General features: G+C 40.0%; 16 protein-coding genes. 5 read left to right on the forward strand and 11 right to left on the reverse strand.

Translation table 11 applies throughout. From position 1 onward, the window contains the following. Positions 1 to 323 precede the first annotated feature (323 nt). The gene (locus DYU05_RS20595; RefSeq protein ID WP_117385098.1) at positions 324 to 1,436 is read left to right on the forward strand and encodes a Fic family protein; all 1,113 of its coding nucleotides are present in this window, start codon (positions 324 to 326) and stop codon (positions 1,434 to 1,436) included. A 326-nt stretch (positions 1,437 to 1,762) separates the two neighbouring features. Here the strand turns inward: DYU05_RS20595 and DYU05_RS20600 are convergent, their stop codons facing one another. After that, positions 1,763 to 3,205: a HEPN domain-containing protein gene (locus DYU05_RS20600; RefSeq protein ID WP_117385063.1), complete on the reverse strand. Its 1,443-nt coding sequence runs from the start codon at positions 3,203 to 3,205 to the stop codon at positions 1,763 to 1,765. Between the two features lie 139 nt (positions 3,206 to 3,344). Between DYU05_RS20600 and DYU05_RS20605 the strand changes: the two genes are divergently transcribed. Then, positions 3,345 to 3,734, forward strand: a complete 390-nt coding sequence (locus DYU05_RS20605; RefSeq protein WP_117385064.1) for a helix-turn-helix domain-containing protein — start codon at positions 3,345 to 3,347, stop codon at positions 3,732 to 3,734. 256 nt (positions 3,735 to 3,990) lie between these two features. On the opposite strand, the gene DYU05_RS20610 is transcribed toward DYU05_RS20605, so the two are convergent. The 10 genes from DYU05_RS20610 to DYU05_RS20655 all read right to left on the reverse strand — a co-directional run bounded on the left by DYU05_RS20610 (position 3,991) and on the right by DYU05_RS20655 (position 13,203). Then, complete coding sequence (locus tag DYU05_RS20610) at positions 3,991 to 5,298, reverse strand: M48 family metalloprotease (RefSeq protein ID WP_117385065.1); 1,308 nt, start codon at positions 5,296 to 5,298, stop codon at positions 3,991 to 3,993. 35 nt (positions 5,299 to 5,333) lie between these two features. Beyond that, entirely contained in the window at positions 5,334 to 6,014 is a 681-nt protein-coding gene (locus DYU05_RS20615) for a hypothetical protein (RefSeq protein WP_117385066.1), read from the reverse strand. Between the two features lie 188 nt (positions 6,015 to 6,202). Continuing rightward, the gene (locus tag DYU05_RS20620) at positions 6,203 to 6,727 is read right to left on the reverse strand and encodes a hypothetical protein (protein ID WP_117385067.1); all 525 of its coding nucleotides are present in this window, start codon (positions 6,725 to 6,727) and stop codon (positions 6,203 to 6,205) included. Beyond that, on the reverse strand, positions 6,724 to 7,710 hold the full coding sequence (locus DYU05_RS20625) for a relaxase/mobilization nuclease domain-containing protein (protein ID WP_117385068.1): 987 nt from the start codon (positions 7,708 to 7,710) through the stop codon (positions 6,724 to 6,726). The genes DYU05_RS20620 and DYU05_RS20625 overlap by 4 nt, the downstream gene beginning before the upstream one ends. Further along, positions 7,685 to 8,089: a plasmid mobilization protein gene (locus DYU05_RS20630; RefSeq protein ID WP_117385069.1), complete on the reverse strand. Its 405-nt coding sequence runs from the start codon at positions 8,087 to 8,089 to the stop codon at positions 7,685 to 7,687. The genes DYU05_RS20625 and DYU05_RS20630 overlap by 26 nt, the downstream gene beginning before the upstream one ends. 219 nt (positions 8,090 to 8,308) lie before the next feature. Continuing rightward, positions 8,309 to 9,253: a toprim domain-containing protein gene (locus DYU05_RS20635; RefSeq protein WP_117385070.1), complete on the reverse strand. Its 945-nt coding sequence runs from the start codon at positions 9,251 to 9,253 to the stop codon at positions 8,309 to 8,311. Positions 9,254 to 9,485: 232 nt separating this feature from the next. Then, a complete protein-coding gene (locus tag DYU05_RS20640) occupies positions 9,486 to 10,685 on the reverse strand; it encodes a primase-helicase family protein (protein ID WP_112651016.1) in 1,200 nt (399 codons plus the stop codon). 8 nt (positions 10,686 to 10,693) lie between these two features. Beyond that, the gene (locus DYU05_RS20645; RefSeq protein WP_117385071.1) at positions 10,694 to 11,041 is read right to left on the reverse strand and encodes a helix-turn-helix transcriptional regulator; all 348 of its coding nucleotides are present in this window, start codon (positions 11,039 to 11,041) and stop codon (positions 10,694 to 10,696) included. A gap of 129 nt (positions 11,042 to 11,170) precedes the next feature. Continuing rightward, a complete protein-coding gene (locus tag DYU05_RS20650; RefSeq protein WP_117385072.1) occupies positions 11,171 to 12,124 on the reverse strand; it encodes a hypothetical protein in 954 nt (317 codons plus the stop codon). Between the two features lie 2 nt (positions 12,125 to 12,126). After that, on the reverse strand, positions 12,127 to 13,203 hold the full coding sequence (locus DYU05_RS20655) for a site-specific integrase (RefSeq protein WP_117385073.1): 1,077 nt from the start codon (positions 13,201 to 13,203) through the stop codon (positions 12,127 to 12,129). Between the two features lie 200 nt (positions 13,204 to 13,403). Here DYU05_RS20655 and hemW point away from each other — a divergent pair, with 200 nt between their 5' ends. From hemW to DYU05_RS20670, 3 genes are all read left to right on the forward strand, one after another. After that, on the forward strand, positions 13,404 to 14,528 hold the full coding sequence (hemW, locus tag DYU05_RS20660; protein WP_117385074.1) for a radical SAM family heme chaperone HemW: 1,125 nt from the start codon (positions 13,404 to 13,406) through the stop codon (positions 14,526 to 14,528). A 127-nt stretch (positions 14,529 to 14,655) separates the two neighbouring features. Further along, the gene (locus tag DYU05_RS20665) at positions 14,656 to 15,204 is read left to right on the forward strand and encodes a fasciclin domain-containing protein (RefSeq protein ID WP_117385075.1); all 549 of its coding nucleotides are present in this window, start codon (positions 14,656 to 14,658) and stop codon (positions 15,202 to 15,204) included. Between the two features lie 149 nt (positions 15,205 to 15,353). Beyond that, positions 15,354 to 16,235: a cupin-like domain-containing protein gene (locus DYU05_RS20670; protein WP_117385076.1), complete on the forward strand. Its 882-nt coding sequence runs from the start codon at positions 15,354 to 15,356 to the stop codon at positions 16,233 to 16,235. Position 16,236: the final 1 nt, after the last annotated feature.

Consider the following 16,236-nt stretch of genomic DNA (forward strand, 5'->3'; position numbering starts at 1 on the left):
AATGAAAATACCTTTTAAATAACTATTTTTGTACACGCTTTTATAGCGTTTGCTGCACGCCCCACGTCAGCTAATTGCCTGGTCAGTTTGGCCCGGAATCAGGTGGTCAACATCTCCATAACATACAACACCTACTTTTATTGATTTATATGTCCATTTGTTGTGTAGAAATGAACATGTAATCATTTTGTGTTCATATTTTTTTATCTAAATAACAATATGTTCATAATCCATTAAAAAATGGACACAACATTTCAATTGTTCTAAAATGTTTTGTTTATTTGTATCATGTTCAAATGCAGTTAAAAATTGGACACATTTATATGGCCTACGACCGGAGCAAACCATTTAACGATTTACCATTATTACCACCAACTTCGGAAATCGAAAATGATGTTGAAATTTTAAAGAAACTGGTGACTGCTTCAAGGGCATTGGCGGCAGTAAACAGTAGCATTATGAGATTACCCAATCCTTTGATGCTGGTGAATACGATTGCTTTACAGGAAGCTAAAGCTTCTACAGCTATCGAAAATATCTTCACAACAGAAGACGCTTTATATAAAGCCGTTTCAGACACAGTGCAGGAAGACAAAGCAAATGTTGCAACAAAAGAAGTATTACGGTATCGTGAAGCTTTATGGACTGGTTATCAACTTATAAAGGAAAATAACATTATCGACTTAGAAAGTATTTTAGGAATTTTTAGACAGATCAAAAATACATCATCGGGGTTACGATCACCGGCATCATTAACTATAATACAGCGTGGACAAAGCGAATTTCGTTCGGGTGAAGTAATCTACACTCCACCAAGGGGGGCTGGAATACTAGAAAAACTAATGGATAATTTATTGATCTATCTAAATGATAATGAAAAGTATCCTACAGACCCTTTACTTAAAATGTGTTTTGCTCACTACCAATTTGAAGCCATACATCCTTTTCCCGACGGAAACGGCAGGACTGGACGTATTTTAAACCTATTATATCTTGTACATGCGGGCTTATTAAATCAACCCGTACTTTATCTATCTAAATATATCATCGTTAATAAAGACGACTATTACTATAACTTGGGTATCGTCACACAACGAGGCTCGTGGAAACCCTGGATGCTATATATGCTCGAAGCAGTAGAAAAGACAGCCCAATTAACAAGCCAGTTAATTAACAGCATACTTGCACAAATGGATTCAACGTTGGTCCATGCCAAAGGTTTAATAAAATGGTATAATAAAGAGGTAAATGAATTAATTTTCAGTCAGCCATATATCAAACCTAAATTCATTGGTGATCAATTAAATATAACATCCAGGACAACCCTAACAAAATACTTCAACGAATTGGTTGATGCAAAAATATTAAGTCCCATAAAAGATGGTAAAGAGTTATTCTATGTTAATAACGATTTAATCCAAATATTGGAAGGATAACAAATACTAACTTTTAATTTTTTTGCGAAGGAGAGCAGGTGTGTTATGAGGAACGAGTTTCACTCCTGCCAGAGGCAGCGAGGCTGACGGCGTAATGAAACCCGGCGCGATAGCGCGAGGTGGAATGAAGCCGCCTGCCTTAGCTGCATGGTTCCAACGGGTGTACGTGTCGTTTTGCTTTGCTTTTCAGCAGCAAGGTCGGACGATTTAAATCAATTGCCCGACATGCTACTTTTGGGTGCTTAGCGGTACCATCTTTACGGTCAACAGTTTTCAGAAGCAAGGCAAGGCGAACGAATGCCCGCCTGCCAATACTGCTGAGGCTGTCAACAATTAATATCTTCTATATATTGCTTATAAATTCTTTCCGCGACCTTATTGAATTTTGTTACTTGTTTAGATAGTATTCTCAATGAATCTCCGTCAGGATCAAATGAACTGCTATATCGTGATTGCGAATAGGAGTTTTGTAGCAATTGATATAGTTGTGCCCCCTCGGTGGTATCAAGTTCAAATACGTCTTTTAATTCATCCGTAAATAACAATGTAAGCCTTAGCAATCGCGATAAATTATGCATTTGCACCCGGTAACCTATAACGGCTTGTATAATAGCTTTTAAAACGCTTTCAACAGATTGATGCAAAAGAAAGGCTGCAAGCCTGAATTTGTTATCGGCCCTGTATAATTCTGCGCCTTTTAAAAATTCGCCACCTTGTTTTCCCCATCTTTCCCAATTGAACTTTGCCCGTTCTAATAATATCTCATTAGTTACTTCTGAGTGCGCTGGCAATATTAATTCAGGGAACTGATATAGAACAAATCCCTTTTTCATAACAGTTGACCAAAAGCGCCTGCCAATATTTAAAGCTTCTTTTGCGCTGTTCACCTTATGGACTATCGCATGTACATGAGCGAGGTACTGGCAATTGTCTTCTATCTTATTACTGACTTCATGCTCGGGTGTTTTTTCATCATCGCTTATCAGGATAAGTAGGTAAAATGTAAACGGCTTAGGGTGTGTTCCTAAATGAATAATCATTTGAATCTGCGGGCAGCATTTTAGTATAAGATTTTTAATTTCTTCCAGTGCCAATTTTTCGGCTGCTGTTGGTTCAGGGCTTATTGACCTTAGCACAATTGGTTTGGTAGATGTTTCTGTTAAGCTACTTTCAAACTTGCTACGCTTTAGCTGTGGACGACCGCCCTCTCGCTGACTGATTAGCCACGCCGCTGAATAAAGCTTAATTAAGTTTTCATAAACAGTAATGACCTCACCTGCATATAAAGATTCGACATCCGTATTATTGTATAGAGCTACGTGTGACCACTCATGTAACTGATCCCGGTATTCCTGTGGCTTAATTTTCTTAAAAACTTTCTTAACTGCCTTATAGGGTTCAAGCTGTTCTTTTAAGGAAAGGTTTTTAGGGTAGTATTCCCATTGTTCTTTTTCTTCTTCCAATTGCTCCTCCGTGAGCTGTTTCCGCTGATAAGAGAAGTTTTTGTAACTAACTAACAGCAAGTACATAGCTTCCAAAATCCTCAAATTGAGGTCATAAATAAAAAGCAAGGTGCCGGGGCCATGTCGCTTTTCATCATAATGCTCGTCATTAACTACATAATAACGCCATTCCTTTAATCGCTTGCCGTGGCCTTTTACTGAATCAGCACTAAAAAAATCGACTACTACAGACATTGGATTTTCAACTTCGTAATGGCGAAGTGTCTTAGGGTAATGTTCCCAGGGTGCATACGGTGCGTTATTCATAAAACTCTTTTTACACCGGCCTCCATTAACCGGTAAAACAAAAGAATAGCGAAACTTAACCGTACCGAACCATAAGCAATTGTACTTTACAATAAAGCTGTTGTTTTGTACATTTACATTTTAACAATACATTTGACTTATGGCAGAACCAACCTTACATATCGGTAGAAAAATTAGTAAGATTCGTGAACTAAAAGGGATGAAGCAGGAAACCCTTGCGCACGAATTAGGTATAAGCCAACAAGCCGTGTCAAAAATTGAGCAGAGTGCAGATGTTGACGGCGAAGCATTAGAAAAGATTGCTAAGATTTTGGGCTTGTCTTCTGAAGCAATTAAAGCTTTTACTGAGGAAGCTGTCTTCAATATTATTTCAAATACATTTCACAATACCAGTAGCGATAATTCGACTTTAATTGCCAGTTCCTTGAACTATCAACCAACTTTTAATACCGTTGAAAAAATAGTTGAATTATATGAAAGGTTATTGCAGGCCGAAAAAGAGAAAAACGAACTCCTAAAGGGCAAATAACCAGAAGTAGTTTAAAAATATTAAATTGCCAACATCTAAAGGGACAAACTCTTTTGTCCAATTGTGATAAGGTTTAGGTTAAAGTCCCCAAACAGCGAGTATAAGGGGACTTTTGTTATGTACAATCTGAAAGGTGAAAACAATTTAGGTAGGGTTTTAGTAATGTAGGCTAAAAAACAATGGTTTGCCTTGTGGTATTGCAGTTTTAAATAACTAAAAAGAGAATTCAGGGTAAATCAAGATCGACCTTACATTGCTAAAAATCCAGCCTGTCATTCATGATTTTTCTTTTGTAACTGGGAAGGTAAACGGAACCGTCCCGTTCCAAGTCTGCGTACAACCAACTGAGCTGGTCGTTAAGTGACTCTTTTAATTTCCTGTTCCTATTGATTTTAAAATCAAGGCTATTGTTGAACATGCGGAGTTCGGGAAATTTTTCACGGAGTACCTGAATCCGTTCCAGTGCAGGGGGATGACTGTTCGGAAAAGGGCTTTCAAAAGCATGGATGCATTCATATATGTCAAAGTAAAACAGTGCAGCGCAGGCTTCGGCCAGTAACAGTTCTTTCATTTGGCCATCGAGGGTAGTGGATGCGATGGCGTAGTAGTCTGCATCAAATTCCTGCTCCTGGATCGTGGAATAAAATCGTCTTTCACCTGGAACGCTTACTGCATGAAGCATTTCCTCACGGGTAATACATTTACCTTCAAGGTGGCCAAGATAATGATGGGCAAATTCATGACCAATGATAAATGTAAGTTGAAAATTTGTCATGTTATTGATCATCCGATGGATCCTTTTTGGCAATAAGCCTCGTGGATCCAGTTCAAAATCGGGAGATTCAAATTGCATAATCGTCCGAATGGCGAGCAACAAAGCACGTTGGCAGTCGATTTCCGGAACATTCAACCGCTCACCATGTTCCCAAAGGTTCATATAATAAAAGAATTGTTTGAGGTGGTAGGAAACAGTGATAAAATTACCGAATTCGGTCGGCCAGCAGGAACCATTAGCTTCGGCCATCAGGAAAAATCCGGCGGGTATGTTCCAGCATTTTTGTTTGGTGTCGTGGTTAAGATAACTTTTATATTTGCTGAATAATGGAGAATCGAAATATTTTGTAAAATTCCATCTTTCACCTTTTTCCTCCATTGCCCGGAAACAGATGCGTTGCAAAGTAGGATTCTCCGCTACTTCTTCTGCCCGTAGCAATAATAGCATGTCCTCACTGCTTTTTGGATCAGATAGTCGGTAAATTTCTTCCTTGCTGCAAATGGGGTAATAACGTTTTTGCTTTTCTGAAAATTCTTCAATTTCCTTTTTATCTACCCGATGTAAAATATGAATAAGTGCTTTTTTTTCTTTGTTGAAAATAAAGTTGTTTTTTAGTGCTTCATAAAACGGGTGACTTTCCAGTTTGTGTTCAAAGGATGTCAGCTGATCATTGGATAAGTCGGTAATTAATTCTATATGATAATAGTAATCGGGGTCTTCCGGCAAGTTTTTAGGTAGATAATCTTCAGGTTTGGGTTTGCTTTTTGAAAAGTTAAATTTTCGGTGCATGATCAAAGGTATTTGAGTTAATTTAACTGGCAGGATTAAACCCAGCCCAGCAGTTGTTGGAGGGTATGGGAAAATACTGAGCCATCAAAATGTTGCTGTCCTATTATATAAATGCGACTGGCTACGTCCTGTATACCCTCAATTAGCGGAAGGGCAGCATTTCCATTGATCATTTCAGTGAGCCTCTGATAATCAAAATTAACTGATAGAAAAATACCCCGCTGATAACCATAGCGGGTCATAAATTCGACAATCTTTTTGATGTCATCCTCTACCATTTCAGACTCCAGGAAGCGGATAGTCTTGACTTCTACCACATAAGGATGGTTGTTGGCATTTCCCGGTGTATGCAGAAGGAAGTCAGGCGCAAAATTTGCTGACAGTGCCAGTAGTCCCATTCTTTCCAGCAAAGGCTGTATTTGTTGTTTCTGAAGTTCCCCTTGCAGATGCAGTCCTTCATATATTTCGGGTCCGTTGTCAGCTATCATGGCTAATCTTAATCGGTGATATAGTTCATAGCAAAAAATACGTTCACCGGATTTGATTAGGTGGTCGCCTATGAGTTTACGTTTTAAATTATAACGCTGGCCGCGATTCTCTATACGGGGCAGTAGTTGTCGGACATCATAATGGACGGTTTGCCGATAATCTTCAGGTACAGCCGCGACAGCTGCAATAAAAAGATTATGAAAATGTTGAAGGTCTTCTTCTGACATGGATATGAGTTAGGAGATAATTAAACTTGATAAGGTAAAAATAGATTTCTTACGGTCATAGCAGCAACTTTATACCTATTTTAATGTGATAAACCGCATTAAGTTCTTCATTTCTTGCTTATTAATGGCTTACAAATGTTCGAACGCTCGGACGGGCGTTGTTTTAATAATTGCAATAAGTATTTAGCTTACTTATTTTCTGTTTTTGAATAAGCGGTATCCATAGCGGATAAAGTTCTCTTTTTAGCGATTTGCTTTAAATAAATCCATGCGCGTTGATAGTGGGCTGATTGCTCACTTTGCTTGTGCTGGCCGTATGCATCAATTGCTCTGCCACCTAAAGAATATAGGTATGTTATAACTACGAAGCATAAACCCCAAGGAATAAGTCTACCAAATACGATTTTATAGTACTGGCCCTGATTGGTTTCAGGAAATAATAATATCCGTATTTGTTTAGTGACGGATGTTGGCACCTTGCTCAATTTCTCATAGATCTGTTTAAGCAAGGTCAATTCGTCATTCTGTTTGATGTTCTGCTTGATTTCCCTTACTTCAGTAAGTATAGTATTTATCGCAATTGAATAGTCAGGGACTGGATTATCGGTAATTTTTGTTACCTGCTTTTCCATCTCTGTATTCTTTTTTACAAGGCTATCAACTATCTCGTCGTTGTTATCCATTCTTTGCTTTAGTTCATCTATCTCTTTCATCTTGATATTCCTCTGCTTTGTTGTTGTTCATTTTTCTTTCGCCGCTTTCTTTCCGGGCTATCATCATCGTCTGCAATATTGCCAAGTAAGTCATCTAATAAATCCGCTCCTGCTGATAGCGATTGCCTCAAATAATGGGTTTCAGGTTCCGGCTTTAAATAAACCGTTTGTTCAGTCTTGTCCTGGCTTTCTCTTTCCTGCTTTGCGGTTTCCATCACTTCCCTTAGCTGATCTGCCAAGCTCTTTTCCGGTTTAACCTTCTGCTGCTCTATGGCCTGGTTAAGCTTTACATAACTTAAACTGCGGTCGATCTCTGACCCTTTAAATTTGTATTCGCCTTTACTGAAACTGATGCCCTGTACTTCCGTAGTGCCGCTTTTGAATTTCAAATGGGTAACAATACCCTGCTTGGCCAATACTTGCTTTAGGTCATTGATATTTTTTACTTTTTTGCTGGCTGCCTTGATGGCATCGAATAATTCATATTTGATTTTGTCCTCGCCTTTTAGCTGTTGGCGGTTAACACGCTCTTTACCCGGTGACAGGTAAAGACCATGTTTTAAGGTCAATTCTTTTGCTACCTGTACATTCCGCTGCTTTTGAAAGTTATCGGATATGGTTTTACCATTGTTACTTACCCGGTTGTAAACGATATGGATATGCGGATGATCTTTATCCCGGTGCTTTACGATTAAGTACTGCGTGTCCTGTATCTTCATTTTTTTCAGATACTCTTTCGCCAACATCACCATTACCTCATCGTTCAACTTAGCGGCATCGTTTACGCTCCAGCTTAATGCAATATGACCGACTGCTTTTCCTAAATTGGGATTGTATTTTCGTTGCAGGTTAAAATCATTGATGATCTGATTAACCTGCTGCATTCTTACGCCTGCGGCATCCAATACGACCGCATCATGTTTTTGCACCACATACCGAATACATCCGCCAAAGCTGCTACCTGTTATCACTTTCCCTATCATTGTTATTGAGACGTTTTAAAGTAATATCTATCTCGTTCAAAATTTTAATGCAATCCCTCGCTACAGTTAATAGTCCAAGTTGATGCGCAAGCTTTGTTAATTGATTTAAGTTATTGGCAAGCTCGGCGAGCATCCAAAGGATGCGCCGCTCATCGTCTGTTAATCGAGGAACCACCTTAGCGCTTTTGGCTGCTGCCCTTATCCAACTACTTGACCGCATGCCTGCGGTCTTGGCTTTACTATCGATATAAAAGCGTTCGGTCGCTGTCATCCTAATGCGGATAATCAACTCCCGTTTAACCCTTTTCTTCGGTGCACCACCTTTGTTTTTGGGCTGGGTTACCGGTTGTTTATTATTTGTCTTTACTGTTGCTTCCATCGGTTAATTCCTTAATCCTTCTTCCATTTTTCCCTTTTGCAACCATCGGGCGCAAAAGGCAAGTTTGCCCGGTGCCGTAGGCATCCGGGAAGTTTTTGTGGCAACAAAAACACAAACTTGCTCCTTACAGCGGATAAAAAACGGCCATTGGCCGTTCGCCCTTTATATAGATATACATCTATACCGCAAGCGGTATTTTGCTGGTGAAAAAAAAGCGGTTTACCGCCCAATTCCCAGCCCCCTTTCTTCAGGCGCTTCGCCCCTGATCTGCGCTTGCAAAGCGCCTCTTTGTTGGGCACTCAGGTATTCATTCACATCGTTATAGCCTTTGTAAAACTCGCTGGTATCGATGCCGTTGATACCTGCTTGTCTCAACTTTTCTGCGGCGGTTTGTCCGGCCTTGTCGTTGTTTAAAAACAGAAATACATCTTTGTAACTTTTCAGTATTTCGATGCTCCGCCCAATCAGGGCGACTGAATTAAGGATGATCACATCGGTTTCGGGCCTGCGCAATTGCTTCAATTGTAATAGTGACAAAAAGTCCATGAAACCTTCAATTATGCAAACCGCTTGCGTGCCGTTGTGATTCTTAAGTATGGTGATATCCTTTGGCGAGGACGAGCCTTTAAACCAGTCATTACGCAATTCGTAACCGCCGGAGCGGTTCGCAAAACCGATAGCGTTATAATTCTTACCTGCGATGGCAAAGCGAACTTCTTTACAATATGCTTTTGCCAGTGGCTGACTGATACTTCTTTTTTTGATATAGGCCACCATCGCCGGGGTTTGAAGTTCCGTTACGTCCAGTATTTCGATATGATTTTCTTTGGCAGCCGGAGATTTTGGTCCGGGTGTAAAAGTTATTATCATTTTCGCATCAGGAGAAAGATGGGTATAGCCGCTGCTGAGCAGCGGCAAAAAATCCTTTACGCTGCATTTGTATAACCGGATACCCAAATCAATCATATTACCGCCCTCACCTATGCCGAAGTCAAACCATGCGTTAAGCCGGGTATTAACCTTAAAAGAAGCGTGGCTTTCTTCATGTAATGGGGAAAGGTACCAGTAGTTATTACCCCTGATAAATTGTGGTTGGTAACCGCATTTTGCCAGGTATTCGATGATCGGGATTTGCCGGGCTTCACCGCAACTCAATGTTCTCATACGCTTTAATGTTTATTTTTGATGATTTGATGAAATCATCACTTAATATTTTGTTTTTCAATTAGTTAACTCATCATCATTTATTCATCATCATTTATTCATCAAATTTGTCATCAAATCATTTTGGTGTTTTTTTCTTTCATCAGCAATTGGCGTTGATGATACTTTGATGAAGTTTTGATGACTGTATTTTTTTGATTATCAATAAATTACATTACCTGTCATCAAATCATCAGGAATCGTTGATCTTTTCAATCACTTTGATACTCATGTTAAAGTAGCGGCCTTTCTGTGTGCTCTCATAGATAGTACCGTCCAGCCCAATTTTGTACTGGTTATAGGAGTTGGAATTGGCAGCCGGTTTCAAGTTCCACACGTTCTGTAGTACCCTGCGGATAGCGGTGGTATCATGGTTGCGGAAACCTTTTTTATTCAGCCAGTCCTGCACATCGCCCACACAAAATTTCACTTCCTCTACTTCCTTTCCGTCCGCTATTGTCAATAGTAGCCCGGCAATTTCCATCTCCAGTTTGTTCCGGTTTTGCCGGATAACTTTTTTGAGTGCGGGTGTAGCGATCTGCTGGGCGGTAAACCACATCCGGCTTTGTTTTGGCGTAGACAGCTTCCTACCTGTCAGGTAGTGAATGAGTAAAGGAATTTCCTTTTTAAGAGCGGGCAACAAGCCCTGATCTTCCTTTTCCAGTACTGGTATCTTGCGTATCCAGTACCGGGTTTCGCCGGGGTCAACCAGTACAAAATTGTCCTCGTTATTACTGCATAAAATGAACTTGCCGAAAAATTCGATTTCCTGTCTGTCCTGTCCTTTGGCCTCGGATTTGTAGAATGTGGCAGTACTTAGATTTTTCAGGCGCTCGGAGTCTTCCCGGCGTTCCAAAAAAGTTTCATCCACTCCTATGATGACCTTATGCGCCCATTCTGCGTTAAAGTTTGAACGAAAGTCCTCGTTTGTGTTGATGGTCATGTTATCCCCGAAAACCGCTTTCAGCAGATTTAAAAAAGTGGTCTTTCCTGTATTCCGCTCGGTGCTGACCAGGCAAAGGATGGGCAGCATCTGCATCGGCATTTCGAGCAGGATTTTTAAATAATCCAAACCGTATTCGAGCTGGTCGCCGAAAATATGACCCAGGTAGGCCAACGTCCGCTCCGGCTGTCCAATCTTCGGAATATGTATAAATGGATGATACCGATTATAAAAATTGCCGATAAAGCGCTGGTAATGCAGGTGTGATGGTACAAAACAAAAGCCATCATACTTCGGTATGCCGGACAGATAGCTCTTGCCATGATCTTGCTTAATGCACTCTACCGACCAGGGAAGGAGCAGTGTCATGCGGTCACCCGAAGCGAGGGGCTTTTGAACGATCTTGTAATAGGCCGTGCCGATTCGGAGATAAGGATATTCCTGTTCCATATTTCCTTTTATTTTCTGCGCAAACGGCGTTTAAAAACAAAATTTTCTGCTTTCTCGACTATTTCTGTGTCGGTTAGCCTTTTATGGGACATCAGCCAGCTAACGATCTCCTTTTTAGAGAACCTGACACCACCATTAGGAAGAACAATACAGGGAATCTTTCCTGCGGATTTTAACTGGTAAAGGGTTTGGCGTGCGTAACCTGTAGTTTTCTCTGCTACCTCATAGCCGCCTATTTCATCTTCGTCACTCGGTACCGGTAGTGGTGCGGGCAAAGCTGTTGCGGATTCTTTTAAAATGGTCAACAGATCTGATACTTTAAGATCTATTACCCTGGTGTTTTCATTGATATTCATTCGACCTCCGTTTTGGTTAACGGAAGCAAAAAAATAGAACAAAATAGACCTATACGACCGATTGGGCGGTATCGTACGAACGTACTTTATGTCATGCTTGGGTACATTATGGAGTTCTATCCAAAACGTTTATTCTTTTAGGATTGATTTATATACCTCGACATAATCATCGGGTAAAGTTTTAAATCTTTCATTCTCCAATACAACAAGACCTTTGTTTTGACCGATCATAAAAACGGAATGCAATAATCCCCTGTGACTTTTTTTTAAAATATCCTCCGAAAGTATTTTGCGGTCTTTAATGCAGTATTTAAGGAAACCTGCCAGCGTTTTGTCCGGTGCACCATTACGTATAATTTCGGTAAGCTCTATTTTTCCCTGCTCGTTATATTTAAAAAGTGGCCCGTTTTTACTGTGCCTGTTCAGGTCATCTATTAATTTTTTAAATGCCATTTCCTTTTCTTCTATTGTTTTACCTTGCCGCCAAAAATCATAAAATGACTGCGGTTTACGCAATAACTGAAAATCCTCCTTGTCTATCTGACCAAGTGCAAAAAGTTGTTTTTGCCAGTCCTTGCTCCAAAAAAGATAGAAAACAGCATCGATATTTTTCTTGTTTCCGGCGGGAAAAATCTGACCGATCAAGACGTAGCCGATAAAACAGGTAATAATAAATCCCAAAAGACTTATTGCAACAAAATACGTGCCTTTAGAATAGACACCGAAACCCAAAAACAAAAGGCCGATCAACAAAAATGACAGGCCATAGAAAACCATCAGCAGGTAGTGAAAAAAACTTACATTGATATAAAACAATCGAAGCTTGCTAACTTCTATCGGGTCAAGACCATTAAAAGTACCCTTAACCTGCAATAAACGCTCCTGTGTCGGCAAATGATGAAAACGGCCACTAAGCTCATCCTGCCAGTTTTTAAAACTTACCGATAAAAATAATTGGACGGGCAATAGCCAAATGCCTAATACGCCAAAGGTAATAATCAGCGGCAAGCGTATTCCCGGAACCAAAAGGTAGACCAGGGTAAACGCTATTACTAAACCGATTTCAAAAAAAACCTTTTTCATATTCAAAGTTTAGGGAATTTCAACATTTCGTTTCTTTTCTTTTCGTCAACGATTTTAGCATAGATTTGGGTCATTTCGATTTTACTGTGTCCCAGCAGTTCTTTCATGGTATATATATCGATTCCAAAAGTCAGGCCAATGGTTGCAAAAGTGTGCCGGGCAGCATGGAAATGGAGGTTTTTTTTCAGACCGGCTTCCAATGCCCAGAATTTTAAGTAAACATTCACCACCTGACTCGTTGGCAAATCCCAAAACACTTTCTTATTTGTAGGATGCTTGACCACTTTTGCAATAATCGTTTTTGCTTCATCGGCCAATGGTACAGTAACAATTTTCTTTGTCGTTTTTGCCGGTCGAAAAATCAGCTGTTCGTTAACAATTTCATCGTAATGCAATTTCTTAATATCCGAAAACCGCAAACCAGTAAAACAAGAAAATATAAAAGCTTCCCTGATCTGGCTGTTTCCTCTTTTGGGAACGTAATTAGCTAAGGTTCTTACTTCTTCAATAGTGAGCGTGGTGCGCTCCGAGTCTTCCTCCTCGATAATCTTAAAACTACCAAAAGGAGAAGTTTGAATAATCCCTTTAATTACCAGTTTATTGAAATGCTGCCTGAATACGGACATGTAGGCATTAGTTGTATTTCTGCTAACCTGATTAAGCAGGTAACTCTGAAACTTATCTAAAAATTCTTCATCTACTTCCTGGAATAATATGGTTCGTTTGGGGCAATACTTTCCAAGATGAATGATCAGACATTCCAGTTTATAATTAAATTTCTTTGCAAGGCATTGATCAAGATAGTCCTGAAGATAATAATTGATCTTGGCAGGTTGCTTATAGCCATGCTCCGAGAAATTCAGTTCGTCCTCTCTTTTATTACGAAGTGCTTTAATAATCTTCAGTTTTTCTTTATCAGGCTCGCTAACGCGGCTTGCTGCATCAGAATAGTCTTTATCTACATAAATCTTAAGAAACTCGTAATTGCGTTTACCTTTACCCTCACCGGTATTGGAATAGACATCCAAATAAGCACTAAATTTGCCTGTGCTTAGCTTTTTGTATCTAATAGTTACCATCACTTATTAATTACTGTTTATTTGTTACTTTTGTTACTCGTCAAACCTGAATAGTAACACCTGAGTAACAAAAGTAACATAAAATAGAATAAAAAACAAAAGATTAAGAAGGCTATTAAAACATTTTTAACATTGATAATCAATACATTAACATCATTAACCTATCCCATTCTTTATGGGATTATATACTCTTAAAAGCATTGGCCGGTATTTATATACACATTCCATTTTGCAAGCAAGCCTGCCACTACTGCGACTTCCATTTCAGCACTTCGCTTAAATACAAAGAAGACATGGTTATGGCGTTGTTAAGGGAAGCTGTTTTTCAAAAGGACTATTTAAACGGTGAACCTGTACAAACAATTTATTTTGGCGGAGGCACGCCGTCGTTACTTGGTGCTGAAGACATAAACCGGCTTATTGATACAATTACAAAAACTCATACCGTCAGTAGCGACGCAGAGATAACTCTTGAAGCAAACCCGGATGATCTGAACGCCTCTAAGGTTATGGAACTTAGGGCTACTGCTATTAACCGCTTTAGCATAGGCACACAATCTTTTTTTGATGAAGACCTGCTGTGGATGAACCGCGTGCATCGCAGCCAGGAAGCCGAAGCATCAATAATGCGGGTGCAGGACGCTGGCTTTGAAAATATAACTATAGACCTGATATACGGCTATCCGCTGCTTACTAACGAAAAGTGGAAGCATAACCTTGACAAGGTTTTCACATTAGATATACCTCATATATCTGCGTATAGCATGACTGTAGAACCTCAAACAGCATTGGCATCTTTTATTAGTAAAAAAAGACAACCACCAATGAACGAAAGGCAAAGCGCTGAACAGTTCACCTTTATGATAGATGAAATGGAGCAGCGGGGCTTCGATCAATACGAGATATCTAACTTTAGCAAACCGGGAAAACACTCAAAGCACAACTCCAACTACTGGAAAGGTGTAAAATACCTGGGGATAGGTCCGTCGGCACACTCGTTTAACGGTGTTACACGCCAATGGAATATTGCCAATAATGCAAAATACCTTGATGCGATATCCCAGGCATCTATCCCGGCAGAAATTGAGCAATTAAGTGAGAACGACAGGTTAAATGAATACATTATGACGTCGCTGCGCACAATGTGGGGTGTGGACATTGAAAAGCTTGAAGCAATTGCAGTTGGTTCCTCCGCGATATTTTTAAAGGAAGCCGCACAATATGTTAACTCCGATAAGTTATTGTTGAACAATAATGTTATTACACTTACAAAATCCGGCAAGCTATATGCCGACAGCATTGCAGCAGATTTATTCTTTGCGTAGTACGATATCTAACTCCCTCTGGTTTTTAGTTTATTATCCCCACCGGTTGTTATAAGTAGCGCGCAAAACGGAAACCGCTATTTCACTTAAGGCGTATCTCCCAATATAATTTAAACAACATCATAAAATGAAAAAACTAATTATGGGAGCGCTGGCAATAGCAGCTTTAGCGTTTGCTCCAAAAGCTTTTGCTCAAACTAAAATGGTTGGCGGTGCAGCTATGTATCCTACCAAAAACATTGTAGAGAATGCTGTAAACTCTAAAGACCACACTACTTTGGTCGCAGCCGTGAAAGCAGCGGGTTTGGTAGAAACTTTGCAATCAGCAGGACCGTTTACGGTGTTCGCACCTACTAACGAGGCTTTTAACAAACTGCCTGCAGGAACTGTAGATAACCTTGTTAAACCAGAGAACAAAGCTACATTGACCAAAATATTAACTTATCACGTAGTTGCCGGTAAGCTAAGCGCAGCTGATCTTTTAGCGAAAATTAAAGCCGGTGGTGGCAAAGCAGAACTAACTACCGTGAGTGGCGGTGTTTTAACTGCAATGGTTAAAGGTAAAAAGGTTTACCTGGTTGATGAAAAAGGCGGAAAAAGTTGGGTAACCATTGCTGATGTAAACCAAAGAAACGGTGTAATACACGTAGTAAATACAGTGTTGATGCCGAACTAAGTGCAGGAATAACTCCGAAAAACAAACAATTAAGAGCAAGCCCGACGCTATAAACGCCGGGTTTGCTTTTGTCAGCAAAAAATCAAAATAGACTTTGGCGGCGATACCAGTTGTTAATTTAATAATTTTGCTTGTTAAGAAATTGTATTATGAGTTTGTTGTTAACCGCTATAGACAGAGTAGACCAAATCAGTAAAGAGGACTTTATAAACAACTACTTAAAACCGCGTAAACCGCTTGTAATTACCAAAGCAACAAAGAACTGGCCGGCACTACAAAAATGGACCTTTGATTATCTTAAAGAAGTAGTAGGCGACATTAAGGTTCCGCTTTACGACAGCAGTAAGGCAGACCCATCCAAGCCGATAAATGCCTCTGCTGCAGAGATGAAGTTTGGTGACTACATAGATCTCATTCAAAGGGAACCAACAGATCTGCGGATATTTCTGTTCGACCCTATTAAGCACGCTCCCAAGTTACTGGATGACTACCGGTCCCCTACCGATTTAATGGGCGGCTTCCTTGACAAATACCCCAACATGTTTTTCGGCGGAAGAGGTTCGGTAACGTTCTTGCATTACGACATTGACCTCGCTCATATATTTCACACTCATTTTAATGGCCGCAAGCACGTGATTCTTTTTGATCAGAAATGGAGCGAACGCCTTTATTGCATTCCGTTTGCTACTTACGCGCTGGAAGATTACGACATTGAAAACCCCGATTTTGGCAAATTTCCGGCACTGGATGGTATTGAAGGCCAGGAAACAATTCTGGAACACGGCGACACTTTGTTTATGCCAACTGGTTACTGGCACTGGATGAAATATCTTGATGGATCATTCTCTATATCATTACGTGCGTGGGATAGCTCGTGGGCTATCAAAGCAAAAAGTTTATACAATTTAACCCTGCAACGCAAGTTTGACGACGTCATGAAAAAAAACTTCAAAAAACGTTACATGGATTGGAAAGAAGAGCTTGCAATAAAACGCGCGAACAAAGCCTTATCACAAGGTAAACCTTTCTGAT

Origin of the sequence: Mucilaginibacter terrenus (assembly GCF_003432065.1) — a bacterium.
GTDB lineage: Bacteria > Bacteroidota > Bacteroidia > Sphingobacteriales > Sphingobacteriaceae > Mucilaginibacter > Mucilaginibacter terrenus.